This is a genomic window from Dysgonomonas sp. HDW5B (assembly GCF_011299335.1).
Lineage (GTDB): Bacteria > Bacteroidota > Bacteroidia > Bacteroidales > Dysgonomonadaceae > Dysgonomonas_A.
On sequence record NZ_CP049858.1, the window covers coordinates 2,264,934 to 2,286,924 of the forward strand.

Here is a 21,991-nt window from a genome sequence, read left to right on the forward strand (position 1 = left end):
ATTTTTAAGAGAAATATGTTGATAGAACAACCGCCGTTAGTTTATAGACTCCTGTTTCCGGGAGGACATTGGAGGCTACCTAGCAAAAAAGAGAAAGTAATTTATTTGACTTTTGATGACGGACCCATACCGGAACTTACGCCGTGGGTTTTAGATTTGTTGGATAGGTATAACATAAAGGCTACCTTCTTTTGTGTTGGAGATAATGTCAGGAAATATCCGGAGATTTATCAAGATATTTTAGACAGGGGGCATAAAGTCGGAAATCATACATACAATCATATCCAGGGGATAAGAACCTTTACCAAAAACTATATAAAGAATACTCAAGAGGCTGCTGAGTATATAGAATCTCCTTTGTTTCGTCCTCCTCACGGACACATGCGTTTACCTCAATTCTTTAAGCTTCGTAAAAAGTATAAAATTATACTTTGGGATGTTGTAACCCGTGATTATAGTAACAGGTTAACCCCTGACGATGTTCTGAATAATGTGAAGAATTACGCACGCAATGGTTCTATTGTAGTATTCCACGACTCATTAAAAGCCGAGAAGAATATGAAATATGCTTTGCCTTTAGCTATTGAATGGCTCAAAGAGCAAGGATATGTTTTCAAAACAATAGAAGAGGGGTTGGCTGAGGTTTCTAACGAAGCAGTAGAGACGAATCTCCATAACTCAGAAAGCGATAATCGTGAGTTAGTGCGTGATTATAGATAGACATCCACTTGCCTTCGACAAAGGCAGAAACCAATAATAATAGAGTGCTTTGCGGCTGGTGAAAATTAGTAACTATGCCGCTTACTATTTTAAATACATAGCCCGGAACAATCATTATTTGAGTATCAGCCAATAAAGTATTTATTGAATGAGAATCAAGATAATCTAAAATGTTCTTAAGGGCTTTTTCTTTTGATATCGTATTGCAACCGTTATAAGGTTGCCATTGTTCCACTTTTAATGTTTCAGGATTTGGATTCTGTTCCAAAGCAGCTCCGATATGATATAAACTCTCGAGCGTTCGCACCGATGTTGTACCTACTGCAATTATATTCCCTTTGTGAGATAATATATGTTCAATTGTTTCTCGCTTCACCGAAATAAATTCGGAGTGCATTTCATGCCCGTTAATCGTTTCACTCTTTACAGGTTTAAAAGTACCTGCCCCAACGTGTAGGGTAACTTCATCTGTTTGGATACCTTTTTTCTTAAGGTTTTCGAATGTTCTTTCCGTAAAATGTAGTCCAGCTGTGGGAGCGGCTACAGAGCCTTTAATCTTAGAATATAGTGTCTGGTAGGTCTCTTTATCCTTTTCCTCAGTATCACGATTCAAATAGGGTGGAATTGGCAATTCGCCCACTGCATCAAGAATATCTGCAAAAGTATATTGAGAATTATTCCATTCAAATTTGATTACATGCGTATTGCCTGCCGATTGTATCCGTTCGGCTTTCAGTAATACAGTTTCGTTATTTATTATGATTTCTTTTTCGAGAATACCTTCTTTCCATTTTTTTAGATTCCCAATCATACATTGCCATGAACAATGATCTGTTGTTTGAAAAATTAAATTATAATCGTGTGGAAAATAAGGGTCGAGGCAGAATATCTCTATTTGTGCCCCCGTTGCCTTCTTGAAGTGGAGGCGTGCCTGAATCACTTTCGTATTATTGAAAACCATTAGGCTGTCCTCAGGTAAGAAATCTGTAATAGACGAAAAACGGCTGTCGGTGATCGTTTTGCTTTTGTAGACAAGCAACTGCGAATTATCCCTCTCTTCGAGTGGATACTTGGCTATTTTAGTATCAGGTAAATCGTAATTATAATCTTTGATATGTATATGGCGAGGGTCAGATAATTCCATTTTTCTCTTTTTTTATCCGTCAAAATTAATCAACTTTGTATGAATATGAAAGTATTAAGGTTACAGACCCTTTTATTTTTGTATTTTGTAGAATAATAGATTCAGCAAATTGTAAGAACAAATAGGTCTGAGACCTCAAAACAAGATATTATTATGAAAGTTGGAGATAAGGTACGTTTTCTAAATACAACAGGTGGTGGCATTGTAAAAGGTTTTCAAGGTAAAGACATAGTAATCGTAGACGATGATGGTTTTGATACACCGATACTTATGCGTGAGTGTATTGTAATTGAACCCGCTAATGAAGCACAAGTGCGTCAGTCTGTAAAACCAAAAGCACAGGAAGTAACTGCATACCAAAAGGAACCAAAGACTGAAAGTCATGTTCCTGTTGTGGAAACTAAAGAGGGAGAGCGTATTACTGCGTGTTTGGCTTATCTGCCTTTAGATATAAAAACACTCAGCACAACAGGATACGAATGTTATTTGGTGAACGATAGTAACTTCTATCTCTCTTATAATTATATGAGTAGATCAGAACAAGGATGGATTAGTCGTGCAGTCGGTACGATAGAGCCAAACACCAAGATTTTTCTGGAAGAATTTACGAAGACTGATTTGAATGATCTGGAAAAAGTTTGTGTTCAATTTATCCCTTATAAGATTGATAAACCGTTCAGCTTAAAGAATCCTTGCTCTTCGGAAATCAGAATTGATACGGTCAAGTTTTATAAGCTGCATAGCTTCAAGGAAAATGACTATTTCGATGACGATGCCATTATCTATTATCTGATGAAAAACGATCTTACAGAAAGAGAATTATTCGTTTCGGCAGAGGCTATTGAAGAAGCAATGAAGGAGAAAAAGCAATTGGATCGCCAACAGCCACAACCTATTAAAAAGAAAGATATAACTTCATCTATTCTTGAGGTCGATTTGCATATCGAAGAATTGATAGATAGCACAGCCGGATTAGATGCTAAGGATATTCTTGAATATCAGATAACAAAATTCAGGGAGATACTAGATGAGAATAAAAGCAAGAAAGGTCAGAAAATTGTTTTTATTCATGGTAAAGGCGAGGGTGTTTTAAAGAAAGCGATATTAAATGATCTGAAAACCCGATACAGCCATTTGAATTATCAGGATGCTTCTTTTAAAGAGTACGGATTTGGTGCAACTATGATTACTATAAAGTAATCTTACAGAAAGTAGTCCGATAAAACCTTAGAAGAGAAAGCTTTCGAGGGCTGTATTTTAAGATATAACCATCTTTGTTTTTTTGATTTAATGAGAGTTGTCGGATTTGTTCAAGTAATGGATATAATTTTTTAATGACTAAATATACAATGAAACAGAAGCTATTGGTATTATTATTGCTTTGTGCAACAATACTATTCTCAGGCTGTGGGGTAAATAATGACCTTACGAGTGCCTATAATGTAACTAAATGTGAGTATGATTATAAATCGATTTCAAATTTAACCGTATCGGGGATGAATTTATCGAATGGAATTTCGCCAACTTACATTCCTAAACTATTAGGAATATTGGGAGGAACAGCTTCATCGATACCTATGAATTTCACTCTGAATCTGGATGTAAAAAACCCAAACTCGACAGCAGCTATAATGAACGGATTGCAGTATATTATCACTGTAGATGATATTCAGTTTACAACAGGGCATGTTGATCAAACAATGAATATCGCCGCTGGTACGAGTCAAACTTTACCTTTAAATATTGGAGTTGATCTTGCAACACTGATGACTAATAATTCAAAGTCGGCAGTACAAAATATTGCTAAGAATTTTATAGGAATAGGAGATACCAAGTCTAATGTAAAGGTTCAGATCAAACCAACCTTTATGATTGGAGGGACACCAATTACATCGCCTGCGTATTTTCCTGTAAGCTTCACGTTTGGAGGTAAGTAACAAATGATAAAAATAGAAGAACCGACTAGTCAATCTGATTAATCGGTTCTTTTCTTATTTATATCTGCCATCAATTAGAGCATAAAATCTGTTAGTGGAGGATAAAGTCCTATGTATTCTTCTGTGATTTCGTCAGCATACGCAATCTTTAGATTATCCAAAAGATCTTCCTCTTCCAGAACTTCTAAAATAGTATGTATTGCTATGTTTTTGTCTATAACATAACAAAAAATATTCATTGTCGCCGATCCGATATCTCCTCCGTCACAATGTCCGTTGCCAGTCCAGCCCAGACAATTGTTGAATAGCGATTCCACATAATCTCTTTTTTCGATTAGCTCTGCTTCATCAGCGTCTTTTTCATATGAATATTGAACAATGAATTCAGTTAAATCATTGACTTCTTCATAACCGGCTTCTTTTTGTTCGCTGATATATTTGGCTAATAAAACATCTGTAGAAAGATCATTATTTTTAGTATCCAGATTTTCAGTTTCCCCTACTTCCCCTAGTTTTCCTTGATGAATAGTAAGAGTTTTATCTTCATTTACCCAGATTTCAAAATAATAGGTAGCACTATCCGATTTCTTGTATAGTTTTACCATTTTCAGATCGGTTTCTTCAGCATTTAAGGCACTATCGTCATTCCACTCATTGATATTTGGAACCTTTCCCTTTGTATAATACTGCGAAAATAGATTTATAATTTCCTCCTGAGTAGCATATGTACGGCTATAGTGTTTGAAATTATCATCCGTTCCAAATACAAATCTTATTTCAGCGTAGTACTCGTTGTTTTGCTTGATTGCTTGTATGTAAATACTGTTTTCTATCGGGTTTTTAGGCTCTAGGATGATATAGCTGTCTTCATCCTCAGTAAGGCTCTGTATTGTAGTTTTAAGTATCTCCGGATCGTGTTTACGAACGCTGCTTCCGTCTTTTATTAATTTGAACTGTATCATATGCTATTCATGTTTTCTTTAAGTAAATGGTCAAGCCCTTTGGATAGAAAATGTCCGAAATCAAGTTCGAAGTTCGGTGTAAATATATCTTTTCCTAACTGGTTTTTGATTTCAGATATCTCCCAGAAACGACCGTCGGATACCTCTTTCATATCTATTTTCGGGATTTGATTGGTTATGGTATAGAAGCAATAAGTAAGTTCTCTCTCCCTATCGGTCTTTATGATATACTTATCTAGGTAATGCAAGGTCAGATCATTTAAACCTATTTCTTCTCTGGCTTCTCTTAATGCTGCTTCCGTAGCTGTCTCATTCAGATCAATGTGCCCCCCAACCGAAGAATCCCATTTGTCGGGTTGTATGTCTTTAGTAGATGAACGTTTTTGCATATATAATTTGCCTTCCTCATTAAAAACATGGATATGTATTACCGGATGTAATAGCATAGAGCCACTATGGCACTCACTGCGTGTTGCTTGGCCAATCACATTGCCTTGTTCATCTACCAAAGGAAATATTTCTTCTTGCATAATGTTATTTGTCTAAGAAGTTTCTTAATTCATCGTTACTTAAGTTTTCAACACTGCCGTCAAATCCTAAACGGAAAGTACATCCCGATTTCCATTCCGAGCAGCCATAGGCTGCTTTTCCTTTCAAAAGATTTCCTTTTTTACAAAGAGGGCATAATACTGCTTTGTCAGACTTTTGTGTTATCTCTTTTTCTTTTTTCTTTTCCGTAGGCTCTTTTTTCTTGCGTGGAGAAGTCTTTTTTGCAGGCTTTGTTTCCGGCTCTTTTACTTCTTCTATTTCTATAGACTTTCTTGAGTAATCGTTCCGGACATTCATAACTATTTGAGTCAGCATTTGCTTTAACTCATCTATGAATATTTTTGTATCGTATTGATTACGCTCTATTTGTCTAAGCTTGTTTTCCCAAATTCCGGTAAGTTCTGCCGATTTTAGTAATTCCTCTTGTATGGTTTGTATCAATTGTACCCCTGTAATTGTTGCCAGAAGATTCTTCTTTTCTTTACGAATATAATTACGTTTAAACAGGGTTTCTATAATGGCAGCACGCGTAGACGGGCGACCTATCCCGTTTTCTTTCAGGGCATCTCTGAGTTCATCATTTTCAACAAATTTACCTGCTGTTTCCATCGCCCGAAGTAGAGTCGCTTCGGTATAATATTTAGGAGGAGAAGTCCACTTTTCAGTTAAAGAAGGTTCGTGTGATCCACTTTCTCCTTTTTCAAATGTAGGAAGGATATTCTCTTCGTCCTTGTCATTACTTTCAGAGTCATCAGATGAGGAGTTATTTGATTGTTTTTCGAAAACAATCCGCCATCCCGGATCCAGTATTTGTTTTCCGGTCACCTTAAACTCAACCTTAGCTGCTTCTCCTAAAACTGTAGTGGTAGACACTTTACAATTTGGATAAAATACGGCTATAAATCGTCGGGTTACCATATCGTATACCTTACGTTCATTTTCGGTAAGGGCATTTGCTCTTACACCTGTCGGAATGATAGCGTGGTGATCGGTAACCTTACTGTTATCAAATACTTTTTTCGATTTCTTGATTTTTGCTGCAAGTATGGGTGCTACTAAATCTTCATAACCCATCAATCCTTTTAAAGTTGCGGGTACTTTAGGAAATATATCATCACTTAGAAAAGTAGTATCAACACGAGGATAAGTCGTAAGCTTCTTTTCGTATAGCGATTGTATTGTTTTCAATGTATCTTCTGCCGAAAAGGCAAATTTTTTGTTGCATTCTACCTGTAACGATGTCAGGTCGAATAATCGGGGGGGAAGTTCTTCTCCCGCTTTTGTTGTAACATCGGTTACTTCAAAATCCGACAATTTGATTACTTCGAGAAATTTCTCACCTTCTTCCTGAGTTGTAAATCTTCCTTTAGTTGCAGAGAAGGTTGTCGCTCTATAGATGGTCTTTAATTCCCAATAAGGCTCGGGTTTAAAGTTCTCTATTTCTAATTGTCTGTTTACAATCAATGCCAGAGTAGGGGTCTGTACCCTTCCAATGGATAGGACGGACTTGTTTTGCCCATACTTTATGGTATACAGTCTGGTTGCATTCATTCCCAGTAACCAATCGCCTATGGCACGTGATAATCCGGCCTCATACAGCTTGTCAAAATCGCTTTGTGCCCGTAGGTTCTGAAAACCTTCACGTATGGCGTCTTCGGTAAGTGATGAAATCCAGAGACGTTTAACAGGGCATTTAGCCTGTGCCTTTTGCATTACCCAGCGTTGTATAAGCTCTCCTTCTTGCCCGGCATCACCACAGTTTATTATCTCTTCAGCATTTGCAAACAGGGCTTCGATAACCGAAAACTGTTTGGTGATTCCCTGATTATCTATTAACCTGATCCCAAATCGGGGAGGGATCATCGGAAGTAAATCCAATGACCAACGTTTCCATTGGGGATAATATTCGTGGGGTTCTTTGAGGGTGCAAAAATGACCGAATGTCCAGGTAACTTGGTATCCGTTTCCTTCAAAATACCCGTCTTTTTTGTTTTTTGCTCCTAGAACATTGGCTATCTCTCGGGCTACACTTGGCTTTTCGGCTATACAAACTTTCATATTAAAGAAGCATGTCTGTTATAATTCAAACAGACATGCTGTACATATTTTATTTAGTGAAACTTCTCTGATTTAAAGGACTGTTACCTTAATAGCTTTCTTTTTCGTTAGGAAAGTCTGATTCCTTAACGTCTTTTATATATGATTGTACAGCCTCACTCATTATTGTATGAAGGTCTGCATAACGGCGTAAGAATTTAGGTGAGAAGTCTTTATTGATACCAAGCATATCATGTATAACGAGCACCTGTCCGTCAACACCACCTCCTGCACCTATACCGATCATAGGAATCGTTAATTCTTTGGCAACTTGTTCTGCTAATGTAGCCGGAATTTTCTCCAATACTATACCAAAACATCCAACTTCTTGTAGAAGGCGTGCATCGTCAATTAGTTTCTGAGCTTCCGAACCGTCTTTAGCTCGTACAGCATAGGTACCATATTTATTTATCGATTGAGGCATTAATCCCAAATGTCCCATAACCGGAATACCTGCATCGATGATCTTTTTAATATCTGCAATAATTTCTTTACCTCCTTCAATCTTTAAAGCATCGGCACCTGTCTCCTTCATTATTCTGATTGCAGCTTCAAGAGAAAGCGTGGGGTTACCCGAGCAGGTTCCGAATGGCATATCTACAATAACTAAAGCTCGTTTTACTCCATTTACAACCGATCTGCCATGATAAATCATCTGATCAAGCGTCATAGGTAGGGTGGTCGTGTTTCCTGCCATAACATTGGAGGCCGAATCGCCTATCAGAATTACATCCATGCCTGCCTGATCTACGATCGAAGCCATAGAAAAATCATACGCTGTAAGCATTGAGATCTTTTCGCCTCGTTGCTTCATTTCCAGTAAACGATGAGTCGTTACTTTGCGGTTGTCTTCTGTATAAGTTGACATAATCTTTAAATAAAAGTTAGAATTTAATGCACATCTTAAAATTATACCTAAAAAGTAGGTCTTATATTCAAGATGGATAACAAAAAGGTCTAAGACCCGTATTGGTATTTTTAGCTATGCAAATGTATAAAAAGCAAATGGTAATAAATATTATAAACAGAAAAAGCTGCACTATTTAAACAGTGCAGTTGATCTCAATAAATTCTCACATTTTGGCATGAAGTGAGTTAAAGTATAATTATCAGAGGGCTGTAAATCTATAATTTCTGTAGATTAGTGAATCTGTATTTTAACATAACTTAAATATAGGCATAACAAACTAGACTAAAACAATTATGAAAAGAATTCTTTTTTAGGAGCTTTCTCTTTGCTCCTTTCTTGTAACAATGAAGAACGCGAAATTTTAGACACACAACAAATTGAACTCACAGTAAAGAAAGATGTCAATCTTGACTTGAAGAAAAAAATTAGTATAGCTTTGGCTAAAGTTTTAGCAGAAAATCAGGATGTTAGGAGTCTTATAAAAAATGAAGCACTTAAAAAGATCAATTACGATTATGACGTTCTTTATCAGCTCATAAAAGATGAAAAATTAGATGATGGTTCAACATTAGAGAGTAATCTATTGAAATATATTGAAGCTAGTGAATTAGCATCGATAAATAAACAAATACCTACTCTAACAATATTTGTTCCTGATTTGGGTAATGATGTGTTTTCAGCAGAACTATGGGATATTACTTAAACTATTCCAGAAGTAGGTATAAGAACCTGTGAAACGAATGATGTGCCAATTTACAATGCTATTGGTGATGAATTTATACTGGGAGGAGTTCATATACCTCAGTTCCCTGTAATTGTAGTAAAAGAAAATGAACGTATTGTAGTTGCTAATGGCAATTCTAATTTGAAGACTTCAAAAGTACTATCAACAAGATCAAGTTCTGTGACACAATTTGCGTTTATAGATGATGTTTTCAATAATACTACCAATGACAAGTTTAGTGATACAAAACCTACTACTAGAAGTATTGATGGAAGTACGTATTCGAATCCCACAATGCCAAATGAGATTAATAAGACATTAGAAGCCTATGATAAATATTTAAATAAGGACGGCTGGCATCGAGATTATATTTATTACAATATAACTCCAACATCAGCAAAGGGGCCTTTTAGTCTTCAATACAAAGAGCATTTGGTTGGCTTTGAGATGGTTGGAGATCCAGCCTATGACTTGAATAAAATTGCAGATCAAACGGGCGATCCGAAACTTAACAATTCAACTGGAACTCGTTTTCCAGGATGGACTGACGGAGAGTTTGAATTTCAGGTTAAAGTTTATGTTGGTAGTAAAAGTGCAGTTGGAAATGAGATCATCACGAACTTTAGAGCAGCCCCAACGGACTTATTTTCTCCAATTTATAAAGAAAGTGCACAAAGTGGTCGTACGACACGTGTTTATGCTGGTCTTGTACCAATAAAAAAATAATATCATTGCCTTTATTTGAATGGGACTTAGAGAATTATGGTTCCACTATAAAAATAAGTATAGAGGAAGTTGATGCGACAGAGACGAGCGTCACAGCAACATCAACGACTGTTGAATTTGCTACTAATTTTGAATATAATATAGCTGCTGGGGAAAAAGTTAAGCAAGGTTTTAAGTTTGGAGCAAGTGCGAAAGAATCAAGAACTGTATCTTTTACAAAAACTATTACGCAAGCAAACGATGTGCTAGGTGAGGTTGTTATTAATTTCGGTGATAATATAATCTCCGATAGAAGTCTTGAAATGATTTCCGAAGGAATCCGGCCCAATGATAAATACTATTATTATCCGAATTACAATAATAAATATTCGACAGGTTGGTACAGGTTGTATATTGCTCCTAAAAAAGTAAATTAATATAAAATTAAGAAGATGTAAAATAACTAGAATAAGTATAGGTATTTTACATCTTCTTAAAATTTAAAGTAGACTATGTTGATTCTTTTGTATAATGATAGATAATTCTATTTTTTCAGATTTTTTTTCATCACTAATCCAATACTAATTTATTAACCAAAGAATTTTGCTCTGTTGATTTGTTTATCTTGAAGTGTATTAGTTGAGTATGAAGCAGCTTCCTATTTTTAGAATCGATATCCTATAGTGAGTAAACCGCTAAACATATTATTTTTTAGTTCTGCTTTGTCTGATCCACCAAAGCTATACCAGTCGTCAGTGCGGCTATTCATCACAAAAGCTACGTCAGTATAAAACTGAGGTGTAAATCTGTAACCTAGACCATAAGTGAAATAATGAGAATCTCCTACTAGAGAGAAGTGTGTAATAGTTCCGGCTGTAAGAGCATAGTGTGAACCGTCTGCACTTCCGTTTCTAAGTATGTCTTTCACTGGACTTTGTTGCCACATATAGCCTACGCGTCCTGAAAATTGAGGAGTGATACGAATTTCACCTCCTACTCTTAAGGTCGATGAGTTCCTGAAATCTTCTTTAATATCTTGATTTGCTGATAATCCAAATCCGTTTCTGTCTTGCAGATTCATCCTGTTGTAATTAGTTAGCTCATAGTCTGCACTTATTATTGCTCTTTTTGCAATAACACCAGCTAAACTGAATACCCATTTATCGGGTGTGCGGAATTTATAGTCCGTGAAAGTATTTCCTACTTCATCAAATGAATCTACAATTGGTTTTTGATTAAATGCATCCATTCTAACCGAATAAAAGTCTGTCATATTGTACCATGTTGGAGAATGATATGCAACACCTATTCTTAATTCTTGAACTGGTTTGAAGATAAGTCCGGCTTTCACTTGCCATCCTGTACCATCTGTTCTAAGCCAGTTCTCAAAGTCATATTCTGCTGCGGGAGTACCTGCGTTTCCTTCGTAATATGCTTCACTATACAGCGAATATATTCTATAACCGATATCTGTTACCGAAACAGTAACACCTGCACTTAGCATATCAGCAAAGGTTGTTCCCATATTAAAGTCATATGAGTCAATTGAACCTCTTTCATATACATGTTGAAAGTTGTCAATCGTTGGATTGTTTATTTTATCCAATATAGATTGGTACTGATTTGCACTCGATCCTGAGCCTATTGGATTGATTATACCTGTGTTATAAGCTAGTGCTCCTAGCCAGTAGTCGGATGTGCTATTTACAAAAGGACCAGGGTTTGCATCTAAATTTAAATCACCTACTGGAATTCCATTTACTCTATCTACAAAATAATCACTTTGTGAATGATCCAGAAAATGTCCATTCATTGTTACTTTGCGATCAAAAGATTGTAAGCGATTATACGAAAAACCAAAATTAATTAATGGAGCAACATCACTATGTAATGGTACTGTTCCAACGAATGCTAAATTGTCAAAACTAAACTTGAATCTGCTGTCATCTGTTTTACTTCCGTACAAATCGGTTTTAGTCCTTGTATTTGTGAAATTCAGCGTTGTTACTATTTCAGATGTTGTGTACACACCAATTCCGGCAGGATTTATGGCAATCCCCGAAATGTCGCCTCCCAAAGCACCAAAGGCACCACCCATTGCAACAGAGCGGGCTGTTCCTTTCAATCCATTATAAGACAGGTTGAAAGCATCCATCTCTCCTTGTGCTAATGCCGATCCTGTGAAAGAAGCGGAAAGTAAAGCAAGAATAAAAATACGTTTCATAGTTATTGTTTTTTTTCTTAAAAAAAGCTATTTTAGTTTAAACAGCTAAAATAGCTTTTTTGTTTTTATTCAATTTCTTTTTCTTCCAATTAATGTTACCTGCGTCCTCCACTGCTGCGGCTCGAACCTCCACCTCCACCGGATGAGCGTCCGCCGCTGCTAGCTCCGCCGGATGAACGTCCACTACTGCTGCTAGGTGATGACCTTTGTACAGAAGAGCCTGACGATCTGCTGTTGGATGAACTTCCAGTATTGAAGTTTCTGTTATTATTTGTTGCAGGTCTTGCACTTGTGCCACTATTTGTTCTTGAAGAACCTTGGTTGGTCACTGCCCCGCCTCTGTTATTTGTTGTTGTACCTCTATTTGTTGTACTACCTGCTCTATTAGTCGTAGAACCTGTTGTATTTCGGGTTGGAGAATTAGTAACTATTCGACCAGTACCTGCATCGTAAGTAGCATTTCTGTTAACAGAAGTTCTACCGCCTGTTGCACTTGTTCCTCTGTTATTTGTTGTAGTAGGTCTTGTACTTACTCCTGATTCTCTGCTTGAATTACGTCCTGAGTTTTCTCTGGTTGTACTGCTGCGAGTACCTTCGTATCTTCCTGTTCCGCGTCCTGCTGCATCTCTACCTGTATTCGTACGTCCTGATTCTCTGGTTGAATTACGTCCCGACTCTCTGGTTGAAGCAGAGCCACGTCCGCCTGTATCTCTTCCTGATGCAGAACCTCTATCGCGATTAGTGCTACTTCTTCCTCCTCCAGCTGCAGAACCTCTGTTGCGTGAAGAGTCTCTGGAAGTTGTTCTGCCGGGTCTGTTGTAGTTAGCTCTCGGACGGTTCCAACCGCCACCCCAGCCACCGCCCCAACCGGGACCCCAGGCTCCGCCCCAGCCCCAACCGGGACCCATGCCCCAGCCCCAACCGGGACCCATGCCCCAGCCGCCGCCCCAGCCCATGCCCCAGCCCCAGCCCATGTTCCAGCCGCCACCCCAGCCCCAGCCCATGTTCCAGCCCCAACCGGGACCCCACATGCCCCAGGGACGCATGCCCCAGCCCATGCCCATGCCCATGTTCCAACCCCAGTTGTTCCAAGGGTCGTTCCAAGGGTCATTTCTCCATGCCATGGTAGTGGTTAGACTGTTTGCATAATAGTCATCTAAAGAACCATTCAAGACAAAGACATTAATGTTGTCATCGCTCGAAATTCTTACACTATTAGGTGCTTCGTATCTTAGGTCAAATTCATTTATGAAATCACTTTGTGAATTAATGCTTACATTAGTGCCTTCATCGACACCTACCGAAACATCTCCTCTTGTAGAGATATTTACATTATTATTGGCATTTTCTATATAAACATTGGTTGCGGGAGTTGTATTCCTTTGTGAATTTCGATTTTGTCTTCTGTTAGGAGATGAACCATAGATGTCATCACCCCAATTTTGAGAGAAACTCGCTAATGGCAACAACGCTGCTAATAATAACAATTTACTCCTTTTCATTATTTTATCTCCTCTCTAGTTATATGTAAATTCGATTTCAAATTTTTATTTATTTACTCCTTAGACTTGCTAAAGTACTAAATGGTTTAATAGACACATCAAAGAAAGTCTATTTTTTATAACAAAGATGCAAAAATACCAGCTCTGTTGCTCGCAATATCCTTAACAAATCTAAAAAACAGAATAGCTCAGACCTGTATAAACAGAACTCGATGAAAGCTAAACGTTTGAACTTTAGTCTTTGTTTTTGAAAAACCAGATTCTTTTGTAAAGAAACAAAAAAATACAAAAAATAATTGACATAACTATCATTAAATGTTTCGAAAAGAGAGAAACGTAGAAACTTATTGGCGTAAAAACTATATTTTTGCCAATTATTAAAGCTGATGCTAAATGATGAAGACTATAAATGGACGGAAATCGAATTAACTATCTTTGTCTTCTTCTTTAAATTGGATGTTTATAATACATAAAAAATATATATCAAAATGAATTATATCGAAGCGGTATTTGTTTGTATTCCTCACGATGAGATTGTAACAGAGGTATTATCTGCCGAGTTGGGTGAAGTGGGTTTCGAGAGTTTTGTGGATACTGCAACCGGATTGACTGCTTATATTCAGGAAAGCCTTTATGATGAAGAGACGGTAGAGGGAGTTCTTAATAATTTCCCTTTGGAGGCAAAAATAACTTATACAACGAGCCTTATTGAGGGTAAAGATTGGAATGAGGAGTGGGAAAAGAATTACTTTAAACCTCTTATTATTGATGATAAATGTATTATTCAAAGTACCTTCCATAAAGAACCGGCTACTTGTGAATATAATATATATATAGACCCTAAAATGGCCTTTGGTACAGGACATCATCAGACAACAGAACTAATGATCCGTGAAATACTGAATATGGATTTTGCCGGCAAGTCGGTTTTAGATATGGGATGTGGAACTGCTATTTTAGCTATTCTTGCGTCTATGAGAGGTGCTGATCCTATCTTGGCTATAGATATTGACGAATGGGCATACGATAATGCTAAGGAAAATCTGGACTTAAATAAAGTCTCTAACGTAGATGTTCAAATTGGTGGAGCCGAACTTTTGACCTCAGATAAAACATTTGATGTTGTATTGGCAAATATCAATCGAAATATTTTACTCAATGATATTCATGTGTATGCATCAGTGCTTAATGCTGATGGGGTATTGTTTATGAGTGGTTTTTATACGGAGGATATACCTGCTCTAACAGAGGAGTGTAACAAGCATAGTTTGACATTTGTCCATTCGCATAATAAAGACAACTGGGCTAATGTGAAGTTTATAAAAAAAGGACTAGTTTAAACTAGTCCTTTTTTATTTTATACTAAATCTTAATAATTTATCAGAGAATTAGGATCTACATTTATGTTTGGATTTGGAGCTTCTTCTATCGCAACAATACTGTCTACAATGAAGCGAGTATAGCCTCTCCAGGGTAGAGCTCCAAAATATTCTTTGTAATGGAGTTTTACGTTTTGTCCGGTCAAATTCATAAGTTGTTTGGCTAATTCTTTATTCTCTATAGAGAATTCAAACTCATTAGATTGTACGCCCCCTGTTGTTCCGGTTTTAATACCTGTCTGTATTAATTTGCCTTCGTATGTTTTAAATATGACTCCTTTGTGCATGACATAATTAAGCTGTCCTGCTTTTACGCTACTGTCTCCATAGGGAAGGTAGAAGTATGCAATTACGCCTCCTATTACTAATATTATCAGCACAATGAATATTTTAGTAAATGTTTTCTTCCACGAGCTGGTTGTTGTTCCCATTTTCTGATTTGTTAGTTATTCTGTTTGATTAACATCAAGTGACTTCTATTTGTTTATTTCTTCTTTGCTTTTTCTTTAGCAAGACGTTCTTTTTCCTTGCGCTCGGCTTCACGCTGTTTTAGGCGTTCCTTGCGTTCACGTTCACGCTCTTTTAATCTTTCCTTTTGAGCTTTTTCTTTTTCTTTTAGCTCCTGCTGACGTTGTTTGCGTGCATCCTCCCGAGCCTTTACACTTTCTTTTTGTTCATTTATTTTAGCTTCTGCGGCGGCTCGTTCTTCGGCTTGTTTTTGTTTTTCGGCATTACTAATCGAATCTAGTCGTGCCTGTTCAGCATCTATCAGAGCTTGTTCTTCGGCTTTGACCTTAGCTTTGCGTTGTTTCTCAAGATCTTTGAGGCGTTTGTTTTCTGCCTTTTGAGCAGCCTTTTCTTCCTTAGTCAACTTGGGTTTATTTCCTGATGAGTTGAACAGATTTTTCAGACCGTCTACAGGATTATTTATTATGTGAATTGTTTTGTTTATAACATTGTCAACTTGCTCTATCTGATCATCCGATAAAACATCACTTACTCCTATTTCTTTTCCTTTATCTTCAGATTCCTCTTCACTAACAAGAGGTGTAATTTTCCTTGGAGGTGCAGGTTTAGTCGGTTTTACCTCAGGTTTAGGTTCTTCGACCACAGGAGTTATTGTTTCTGGCTCAGGCTGCCGCTTATCTTCTGCTGTTGGCGGAATCTTATTCCGCTGTTGATTCCAATACATGATTAATTTGACCATTTCTCTAGTATAATTCTTCTCAAAGAATAAGAAATACTCATTGAGGCTCTTACCATTCATCAGTGCAACAAAGTTGTCGGTAGATATCGGAAGAGGAATTATCGATGGATCCAGCTCAGACATTAATGAATTTTTGTCGAAAGCTTTATCTATATACATTTCAATTTCAGCCAGCGATTTAAATCCTTTTACCTGTAACATTTCTAACGAATTGGCTTCAGTGAAACTTAAGTCAAATGTTTGATAAATGAAGCTGGAGAAATTATAGCTTGCAACATCATATATAAGCTGATTTTTATCTATAGTTTGCGATTTGTAGATAAACAAAAGCATGTATTCTGCATCCGGATTAGCGACAAAGTCTACGCCTGCCATTTCTTCCGGATTATCGCCTGTTCCGAATCTTATATCCCATATCATTCCACGTGCAGGAGATGAGTCGGATGATAATGTTTTACCTCCCAGAATACCTTTTAGCATATCAGAGGCTAATGGAGTAACATCAGCTTTGGGATACTTTTCGATCAGATCACGTAAGTGAGTCTTAAATTCATCAGGATCATTGGTCTGGGCATACGTAAGAGCATTTAAAAACATGAACTTGGGTATCAATGCTGAAAGAGGATACTTTTCTTTCATCGACTGATAGTTGGATCTTACGGTGTTTATATTTGCAGCCAGATACGCCTCATATGTTTGCTGGTAAAGATTGTCTTCCAGCTGGTGCATATTCCTGAGGTTCCATTCATAATTAGGATCGGCCAATGCGGCTGCATAAGAACTTTTAGGAAAAGAGTTCAAAAGATAACGTCTATACAACTCTGTCATTTCTTTATTTCCTAACCTCAAGTAAATGAGAAATAATTGATAATATATTTCCTCTCTATTTGGTCCGTTTGGAAAACGAGAAAGATTCGTTGTAAAGGCATCTATAGCTAAGTTGTAATCTTCCAGTTTGTCTTTATAGAGTTTACCTAGACTAAAGAATGCATTTTCGATGATTTCATTTGATGCTTTAATAGCTTCCGGTGTCATCGGGATTTGTTGCAGATAAAATTCGGGCGAATATATGTCTTGACTTGCAGGAGTTTCTGTCTTTGGCTCTGATGTTTGGACTGAATCCTTAGGTGTTTGGTCTGCTTCGGGATTGGTATTACCTTCATCGAAAGTGGTTACGCGTTTATTACGCCTGCGCCAATTATCTTCCAGTTTTCGGTTGCCCCATTTTCGTTGGAACGCCACCTTTCCTTGGTTTACTAATTGAGGATTATAAAAATAGAATGATGACGAATTGCCACCAATATTGACCGGTGCCGAAGGAATATTCGGAGAACTCTGTTCGAAGAATGGACTGTTTGGGTTTATCACCGACGAATTGTTATTTTCTCTTTCTAACTTTTGTTGTTCTCTCTTTTCGGCTTCTTCTTTTTTTCTAAGGTCGGCAATTATCTTTGTGACAACAGCTACTTGTTCTTCGTAAGGCTTTTGTGCCAGATTTTGGAGACTGTCCTGTAAATGTATAGCTTCTATATGAACAACTAATTCGTCCAGCACTTCTGCACGAAGGGTAACTCTGGGGTATGCTTCGTGCTTTTTACTTATAGAAGCTAGTGCTTCGGAGTAGTTTGGCTGAGCTTTTGCGTATTTTTGCTGAGCAAAATAAATATCCCCCAAGGCAATCTGGCTCAGAGCTTTGTCGTAACCGTTACGAGTACTTGCTTTGACGGCTTTTTCGTATTCAGTTATTGCTTTTGCCGTATCTTGGTTGTTTAAATAGATGTTTCCGATAGCATAATATACTTGATCGAGATATTCTTTGTTTTTAGGATCTTTACTCATTTTAGTAAGTAATGATAATATCTCTTGCTTATTGGAGCTGTTTACAAACGAGGCTTGTTGCATCTTAGCATTGAATGAGTAAAGGTAGGGAGTGTTAAGCCCTGTTACGCTTTCAAAAGCTTGAAATGCCTTTTCCTGATTCTTGGTATGCGAATACAGTTGTCCCAGCAAATATTTCATCCGTATTTTTTGAAATCCGTCGCTCTCATCTTTTATGGCTTGTTCCAGAAATGGTATTGCTTTTTCGTATTCTTTTCTTTTGATCAGAAAATCGGCATATACTTTATTGTATTCTGCGGTTAGATTTTCGGGAACACCTCCTGCCAGTTTTATCTTATGAAATATATCTTCTGCTTCGTAAAACCACCCCATAGCCGTGTATGCTTTGGCGATCCATATGCGTGCTTCGGCTACAACATCATTGTCTCCTTTGTAAAGACGGGTTACGTATAATAGAGTCGATACAGCCTGTATGTAGTCTTCGTTCTGGAATTCGGCTTTACCTAGTAGTAACCATGCATTTTTCAAGAAAGGATTAAATTCTTGTTGTTTTAGCCATGCCTGATATTCCTGATTTTTTCTCTTGGCGGGGTCGCGTTCGGGTTTGGTGCGTATCGAGTGGATTTTTATTGCTTTTGTTGTTTTATCTACCGTAACATCAAAGCTGCCTCCTGTTCTTTGCTTTATTTCTTCCTCTTCAATTGCTCCCGGATATATTGATATTATTTGTGAGAGATTGTCTTGATAACCTGCTTGTTTTGATTTTAAAGACTCTTTGTAAGCTTCGTTTGCATTAAAATAGATGTTGTACTTGGTGTTTATGGCATGGTACATACGGGTTGTTGATGTATTCTTTTTAGAAGCACACCCCAACATTGCCAGAATAACGACAGACACTATTATATATTTATACTTAAACACCTTGATTCAGAACTTTGTAAGTTTGATATAGATATTCACCTACAGCAAATTGTTTAGTACAAAAGTAGCAGAATTATTGATCATTGAAATTTTTGTATTTAATAAAAAAGAAAAGAGCTATTAAATATTAGACGAAAAATGTATATACTTGCAACCGCAAAAAATGAGCTTAGAATTTTAAAATGGAAATATCGAAGAGGGCGATTGAGTGAGAATAAGTCTGCTTCTGACTGTTTCTGCTTTGAATTCTATATAAGTAAATTGATAGCGTAATCTATCAGTTTATCCTTAAAATAATGCAGTTTGTCAATATTCTATTTAAAGAGATCTAACTTTATTATTATTTTGCGGAATAATATTATTCTAAATATAGCGTGAATTTAACAACTAACTAATTATGAAAAAGTATTTTTTAGTACTTGTATGTTTAAGTATGTTTGCTTTGTCTGCATCTTCTCAACTTCGGTTTGGGGTAAAAGGAGGATTAAACCTTTCGGGAGTTTCCGGTAAGAATATAGATAATTTCGTAGATAAGAATGTTACCGGTTTTCAGCTTGGAGCATCTTTAGAGTGGATGATCAAGGGTGGGTTTGGTCTTGAAAGTGGACTTCTATATTCGGAAAGAGGTATGAAGTTTAGAGGAGGCGACCGTCCTAAAAACGGTTATATTGATTTGCCTGTTAATATTAGGTTTAAATATCCATTGTCAAAAACGGTGCAACCTTTTGTAAATGCAGGACCTTATATTAGCTTGAGGATTTCTGGTGATGGAAATTTTGACCAGATATGGAATGACGTTGATCAGCAATGGAAAGCCCAGTCTTTTGGAGCAGGGTTAAACTTTGGTGGAGGTGTTGAGCTGTTCCACTTCCTTCAATTAGGTGCTAACTACGGCTTGGGTATGACTGACAACTATAAAGAAAGTAATGGCAATTATAAAGTAAAAGACAGAACGTGGTCTATTACTGCTGCTGTGTACTTTTAATGCATTTCTATACGAGATAAGTAACGAAAAAGCTTCTATTTTTAGAAGCTTTTTTTATTGGGCATAAATAGAGTCTATCAGCTTTGCTCTATTATTAACTATCTAGTTTTCTGCAAATAGACTAAAAAGGTGTATTTTTGCGTCCAAATGAAAGAATATAGATTAACAGATTGGTTGCCTACAACCAAAAAAGAGATAGAATTAAGAGGATGGGAAGAGCTGGATGTTATACTTTTCTCTGGTGATGCTTATGTAGACCATCCTGCTTTTGGTGCTGCTGTAATTGGCCGAATATTAGAAAGCGAAGGATTAAAAGTGGCTATAGTACCTCAGCCTAACTGGCGTGACGATTTACGCGATTTTAAGAAACTCGGCAAGCCCCGTTTGTTTTTTGGAGTTACGGCAGGTGCTATGGATTCGATGATAAATCATTATACAGCCAACAAACGTTTGCGTTCGGATGATGCTTATACTCCTGATAGTAAATCGGGTATGCGTCCTGATAGACCCTCGATAGTTTATACAAATATTCTGAAAGAATTGTATCCCGATGTTCCTGTCGTTTTGGGCGGAATAGAGGCTTCGTTGCGTAGGGTAACCCATTATGATTACTGGGATGATGTACTTCGCAAATCGATATTGTTTGATGCTAAAGCCGATATTCTGGTGTATGGAATGGGGGAACAACCTCTTCGTGAAATTGTAAAACGATTAAACGATGGTCAATCAATACCTGATCTGAAGGATATTAAACAAACTGTTTATTTAACAGATTCTTATGTAGAACAGGAAAAGGATACGGTTCTTTTCCCGCACGAAGACTGTTTGAAGGATAAACTGAAACAAGCAAAGAATTTTAAAGTTGTAGAGGAGCAATCGAATATGATGAATGCCTCCCGAATAATACAACAATGTGGAACGGAATATGTGATAATCAATCAACCCTATCCTCCGATGAAAGAGAATGAGATTGATGCTTCTTTTGATTTACCATACACCCGCTTACCTCACCCTAAATACAAAGAGAAGACTATTCCTGCATTCGAGATGATAAAATTCTCGGTGAATATGCACCGTGGATGCTTTGGTGGATGTGCTTTTTGTACCATATCTGCCCATCAAGGTAAGTTTGTAGCTTCACGATCTAAAAATTCGATACTTAAAGAAGTGAAACAGATTACAGAAATGCCCGACTTTAAAGGGTATTTAAGTGACCTGGGAGGACCTTCGGCAAATATGTATGCCATGCGTGGCAAGGATGAATCGATCTGCGGTAAATGTAAACGCCCGTCATGTATTCACCCCAAGATATGTAAAAACCTGAATGTAGATCACTCAGCATTGCTGGACATATATAAATCGGTAGATGCACTTCCTAAAATCAAGAAATCGTTTGTCGGAAGTGGTGTGAGATACGATATGCTTCTTCACCGTTCGGATGATGATAAATTGAATAAGGTTTCCGAAGAATATGCTCATGAGTTGATTAAGAATCATGTGTCTGGACGTCTCAAAGTAGCACCTGAACATACATCTGATACCGTTCTCAATTTTATGCGTAAACCAAGTTTCAGTCAGTTTTATGCTTTTAAGAAGATATTCGATAAAGTGAATGACGATTATGGTATGAAACAGCAAATGATTCCTTATTTCATATCGTCACATCCCGGATGTACCGAGGTCGAAATGGCGGAATTGGCTGTGACAACAAAGCCTTTGGGTTTCAATTTGGAACAGGTGCAGGATTTTACCCCTTCGCCAATGACCTTGGCTACTGAAATATACTATACAGGCTATCATCCTTATACTCTCGAGAAAGTATTTACACCCAAAACAAAAGAAGAAAAACTAGCTCAAAGACAATTTTTCTTTTGGTATAATAACGATTATAAGCCTCAGATCATAAAATCGTTAAAGGGAATGAAGAGAGAGGATTTACTCAATAAGTTATATCCTGCCGGAACAGGTGGAAATGCGGTTAGTAAGACAAAAAGTTACAATCCGAATTTTAATAAGAGAAGAAAATAATTCAGCTATTTGATATTTTATTTTTACAGAGTAACGAAACACTATAACGAAGGATAAATTATAATTGTTAACTTTACTTTTGTTAAGTAAGTAAAAGTCTTTTGTAATGTACTTTAAAGGTATATGTGGATATTAGCATGCTTACTGCCTCAATAGAT

The 21,991-nt window shown here is 37.1% G+C and carries 18 protein-coding genes; 9 read left to right on the top strand and 9 right to left on the bottom strand.

Annotated features, from left to right (window positions below; genetic code table 11):
• Window positions 1–15: 15 nt before the first annotated feature.
• Window positions 16–720 (top strand): polysaccharide deacetylase family protein, encoded by a 705-nt coding sequence (locus G7051_RS09205; protein ID WP_166202740.1) that lies wholly within the window; start codon window positions 16–18, stop codon window positions 718–720.
• On the opposite strand, the gene G7051_RS09210 is transcribed toward G7051_RS09205, so the two are convergent.
• A complete protein-coding gene (locus G7051_RS09210; protein WP_166199794.1) occupies window positions 647–1,864 on the bottom strand; it encodes an S-adenosylmethionine:tRNA ribosyltransferase-isomerase in 1,218 nt (405 codons plus the stop codon). The genes G7051_RS09205 and G7051_RS09210 overlap by 74 nt on opposite strands.
• 153 nt (window positions 1,865–2,017) lie before the next feature.
• Between G7051_RS09210 and G7051_RS09215 the strand changes: the two genes are divergently transcribed.
• Window positions 2,018–3,064: a DUF2027 domain-containing protein gene (locus tag G7051_RS09215; RefSeq protein WP_166199796.1), complete on the top strand. Its 1,047-nt coding sequence runs from the start codon at window positions 2,018–2,020 to the stop codon at window positions 3,062–3,064.
• 149 nt (window positions 3,065–3,213) lie between these two features.
• The gene (locus G7051_RS09220; protein ID WP_166199798.1) at window positions 3,214–3,801 is read left to right on the top strand and encodes an LEA type 2 family protein; all 588 of its coding nucleotides are present in this window, start codon (window positions 3,214–3,216) and stop codon (window positions 3,799–3,801) included.
• A gap of 74 nt (window positions 3,802–3,875) precedes the next feature.
• Here the strand turns inward: G7051_RS09220 and G7051_RS18180 are convergent, their stop codons facing one another.
• From G7051_RS18180 to panB, 4 genes are all read right to left on the bottom strand, one after another.
• Window positions 3,876–4,763 carry a hypothetical protein gene (locus tag G7051_RS18180; protein WP_221412902.1) on the bottom strand — a complete coding sequence of 296 codons (888 nt, stop codon included), beginning with the start codon at window positions 4,761–4,763 and terminating at the stop codon, window positions 3,876–3,878.
• Complete coding sequence (locus G7051_RS09230; RefSeq protein WP_166199800.1) at window positions 4,760–5,293, bottom strand: NUDIX domain-containing protein; 534 nt, start codon at window positions 5,291–5,293, stop codon at window positions 4,760–4,762. Before G7051_RS09230 ends, G7051_RS18180 begins: the two co-directional genes overlap by 4 nt.
• 4 nt (window positions 5,294–5,297) lie before the next feature.
• Entirely contained in the window at window positions 5,298–7,370 is a 2,073-nt protein-coding gene (locus G7051_RS09235) for a DNA topoisomerase 3 (protein WP_166199802.1), read from the bottom strand.
• Between the two features lie 88 nt (window positions 7,371–7,458).
• A complete protein-coding gene (gene panB, locus G7051_RS09240; protein ID WP_166199804.1) occupies window positions 7,459–8,277 on the bottom strand; it encodes a 3-methyl-2-oxobutanoate hydroxymethyltransferase in 819 nt (272 codons plus the stop codon).
• A gap of 367 nt (window positions 8,278–8,644) precedes the next feature.
• Between panB and G7051_RS09245 the strand changes: the two genes are divergently transcribed.
• The 3 genes from G7051_RS09245 to G7051_RS09255 are packed head-to-tail and all read left to right on the top strand — an operon-like array spanning window position 8,645 to window position 10,185.
• The gene (locus G7051_RS09245) at window positions 8,645–9,022 is read left to right on the top strand and encodes a hypothetical protein (protein WP_166199806.1); all 378 of its coding nucleotides are present in this window, start codon (window positions 8,645–8,647) and stop codon (window positions 9,020–9,022) included.
• 42 nt (window positions 9,023–9,064) lie between these two features.
• Window positions 9,065–9,769: a hypothetical protein gene (locus G7051_RS09250; RefSeq protein WP_166199808.1), complete on the top strand. Its 705-nt coding sequence runs from the start codon at window positions 9,065–9,067 to the stop codon at window positions 9,767–9,769.
• 5 nt (window positions 9,770–9,774) lie between these two features.
• Complete coding sequence (locus G7051_RS09255) at window positions 9,775–10,185, top strand: hypothetical protein (protein ID WP_166199810.1); 411 nt, start codon at window positions 9,775–9,777, stop codon at window positions 10,183–10,185.
• Between the two features lie 227 nt (window positions 10,186–10,412).
• On the opposite strand, the gene G7051_RS09260 is transcribed toward G7051_RS09255, so the two are convergent.
• A complete protein-coding gene (locus G7051_RS09260; RefSeq protein WP_166199812.1) occupies window positions 10,413–11,972 on the bottom strand; it encodes an OmpP1/FadL family transporter in 1,560 nt (519 codons plus the stop codon).
• A 95-nt stretch (window positions 11,973–12,067) separates the two neighbouring features.
• A complete protein-coding gene (locus G7051_RS09265; protein ID WP_166199814.1) occupies window positions 12,068–13,474 on the bottom strand; it encodes a hypothetical protein in 1,407 nt (468 codons plus the stop codon).
• A 488-nt stretch (window positions 13,475–13,962) separates the two neighbouring features.
• Between G7051_RS09265 and prmA the strand changes: the two genes are divergently transcribed.
• Window positions 13,963–14,814, top strand: coding sequence for a 50S ribosomal protein L11 methyltransferase (gene prmA / locus G7051_RS09270; RefSeq protein WP_166199816.1), 852 nt, complete (start codon window positions 13,963–13,965; stop codon window positions 14,812–14,814).
• Between the two features lie 29 nt (window positions 14,815–14,843).
• Here the strand turns inward: prmA and G7051_RS09275 are convergent, their stop codons facing one another.
• Complete coding sequence (locus tag G7051_RS09275; RefSeq protein WP_166199818.1) at window positions 14,844–15,284, bottom strand: hypothetical protein; 441 nt, start codon at window positions 15,282–15,284, stop codon at window positions 14,844–14,846.
• 53 nt (window positions 15,285–15,337) lie between these two features.
• Entirely contained in the window at window positions 15,338–18,796 is a 3,459-nt protein-coding gene (locus G7051_RS09280) for a tetratricopeptide repeat protein (RefSeq protein ID WP_166199820.1), read from the bottom strand.
• Between the two features lie 421 nt (window positions 18,797–19,217).
• Here G7051_RS09280 and G7051_RS09285 point away from each other — a divergent pair, with 421 nt between their 5' ends.
• Entirely contained in the window at window positions 19,218–19,805 is a 588-nt protein-coding gene (locus tag G7051_RS09285; protein WP_166114160.1) for a porin family protein, read from the top strand.
• Between the two features lie 147 nt (window positions 19,806–19,952).
• A complete protein-coding gene (locus tag G7051_RS09290; protein WP_166199823.1) occupies window positions 19,953–21,833 on the top strand; it encodes a YgiQ family radical SAM protein in 1,881 nt (626 codons plus the stop codon).
• The last annotated feature ends 158 nt before the right edge of the window (window positions 21,834–21,991 follow it).

Coding starts and splice junctions, on each gene's coding strand:
- G7051_RS09235 (WP_166199802.1), bottom strand. CDS start 7,370: ATGAAAGTTTGTATAGCCGAAAAGCCAAGTGTAGCCCGAGAGATAGCC.
- G7051_RS09210 (WP_166199794.1), bottom strand. CDS start 1,864: ATGGAATTATCTGACCCTCGCCATATACATATCAAAGATTATAATTAC.
- G7051_RS09215 (WP_166199796.1), top strand. CDS start 2,018: ATGAAAGTTGGAGATAAGGTACGTTTTCTAAATACAACAGGTGGTGGC.
- G7051_RS09230 (WP_166199800.1), bottom strand. CDS start 5,293: ATGCAAGAAGAAATATTTCCTTTGGTAGATGAACAAGGCAATGTGATT.
- G7051_RS09260 (WP_166199812.1), bottom strand. CDS start 11,972: ATGAAACGTATTTTTATTCTTGCTTTACTTTCCGCTTCTTTCACAGGA.
- G7051_RS18180 (WP_221412902.1), bottom strand. CDS start 4,763: ATGATACAGTTCAAATTAATAAAAGACGGAAGCAGCGTTCGTAAACAC.
- panB (WP_166199804.1), bottom strand. CDS start 8,277: ATGTCAACTTATACAGAAGACAACCGCAAAGTAACGACTCATCGTTTA.
- G7051_RS09290 (WP_166199823.1), top strand. CDS start 19,953: ATGAAAGAATATAGATTAACAGATTGGTTGCCTACAACCAAAAAAGAG.
- prmA (WP_166199816.1), top strand. CDS start 13,963: ATGAATTATATCGAAGCGGTATTTGTTTGTATTCCTCACGATGAGATT.
- G7051_RS09220 (WP_166199798.1), top strand. CDS start 3,214: ATGAAACAGAAGCTATTGGTATTATTATTGCTTTGTGCAACAATACTA.
- G7051_RS09285 (WP_166114160.1), top strand. CDS start 19,218: ATGAAAAAGTATTTTTTAGTACTTGTATGTTTAAGTATGTTTGCTTTG.
- G7051_RS09265 (WP_166199814.1), bottom strand. CDS start 13,474: ATGAAAAGGAGTAAATTGTTATTATTAGCAGCGTTGTTGCCATTAGCG.
- G7051_RS09275 (WP_166199818.1), bottom strand. CDS start 15,284: ATGGGAACAACAACCAGCTCGTGGAAGAAAACATTTACTAAAATATTC.
- G7051_RS09205 (WP_166202740.1), top strand. CDS start 16: ATGTTGATAGAACAACCGCCGTTAGTTTATAGACTCCTGTTTCCGGGA.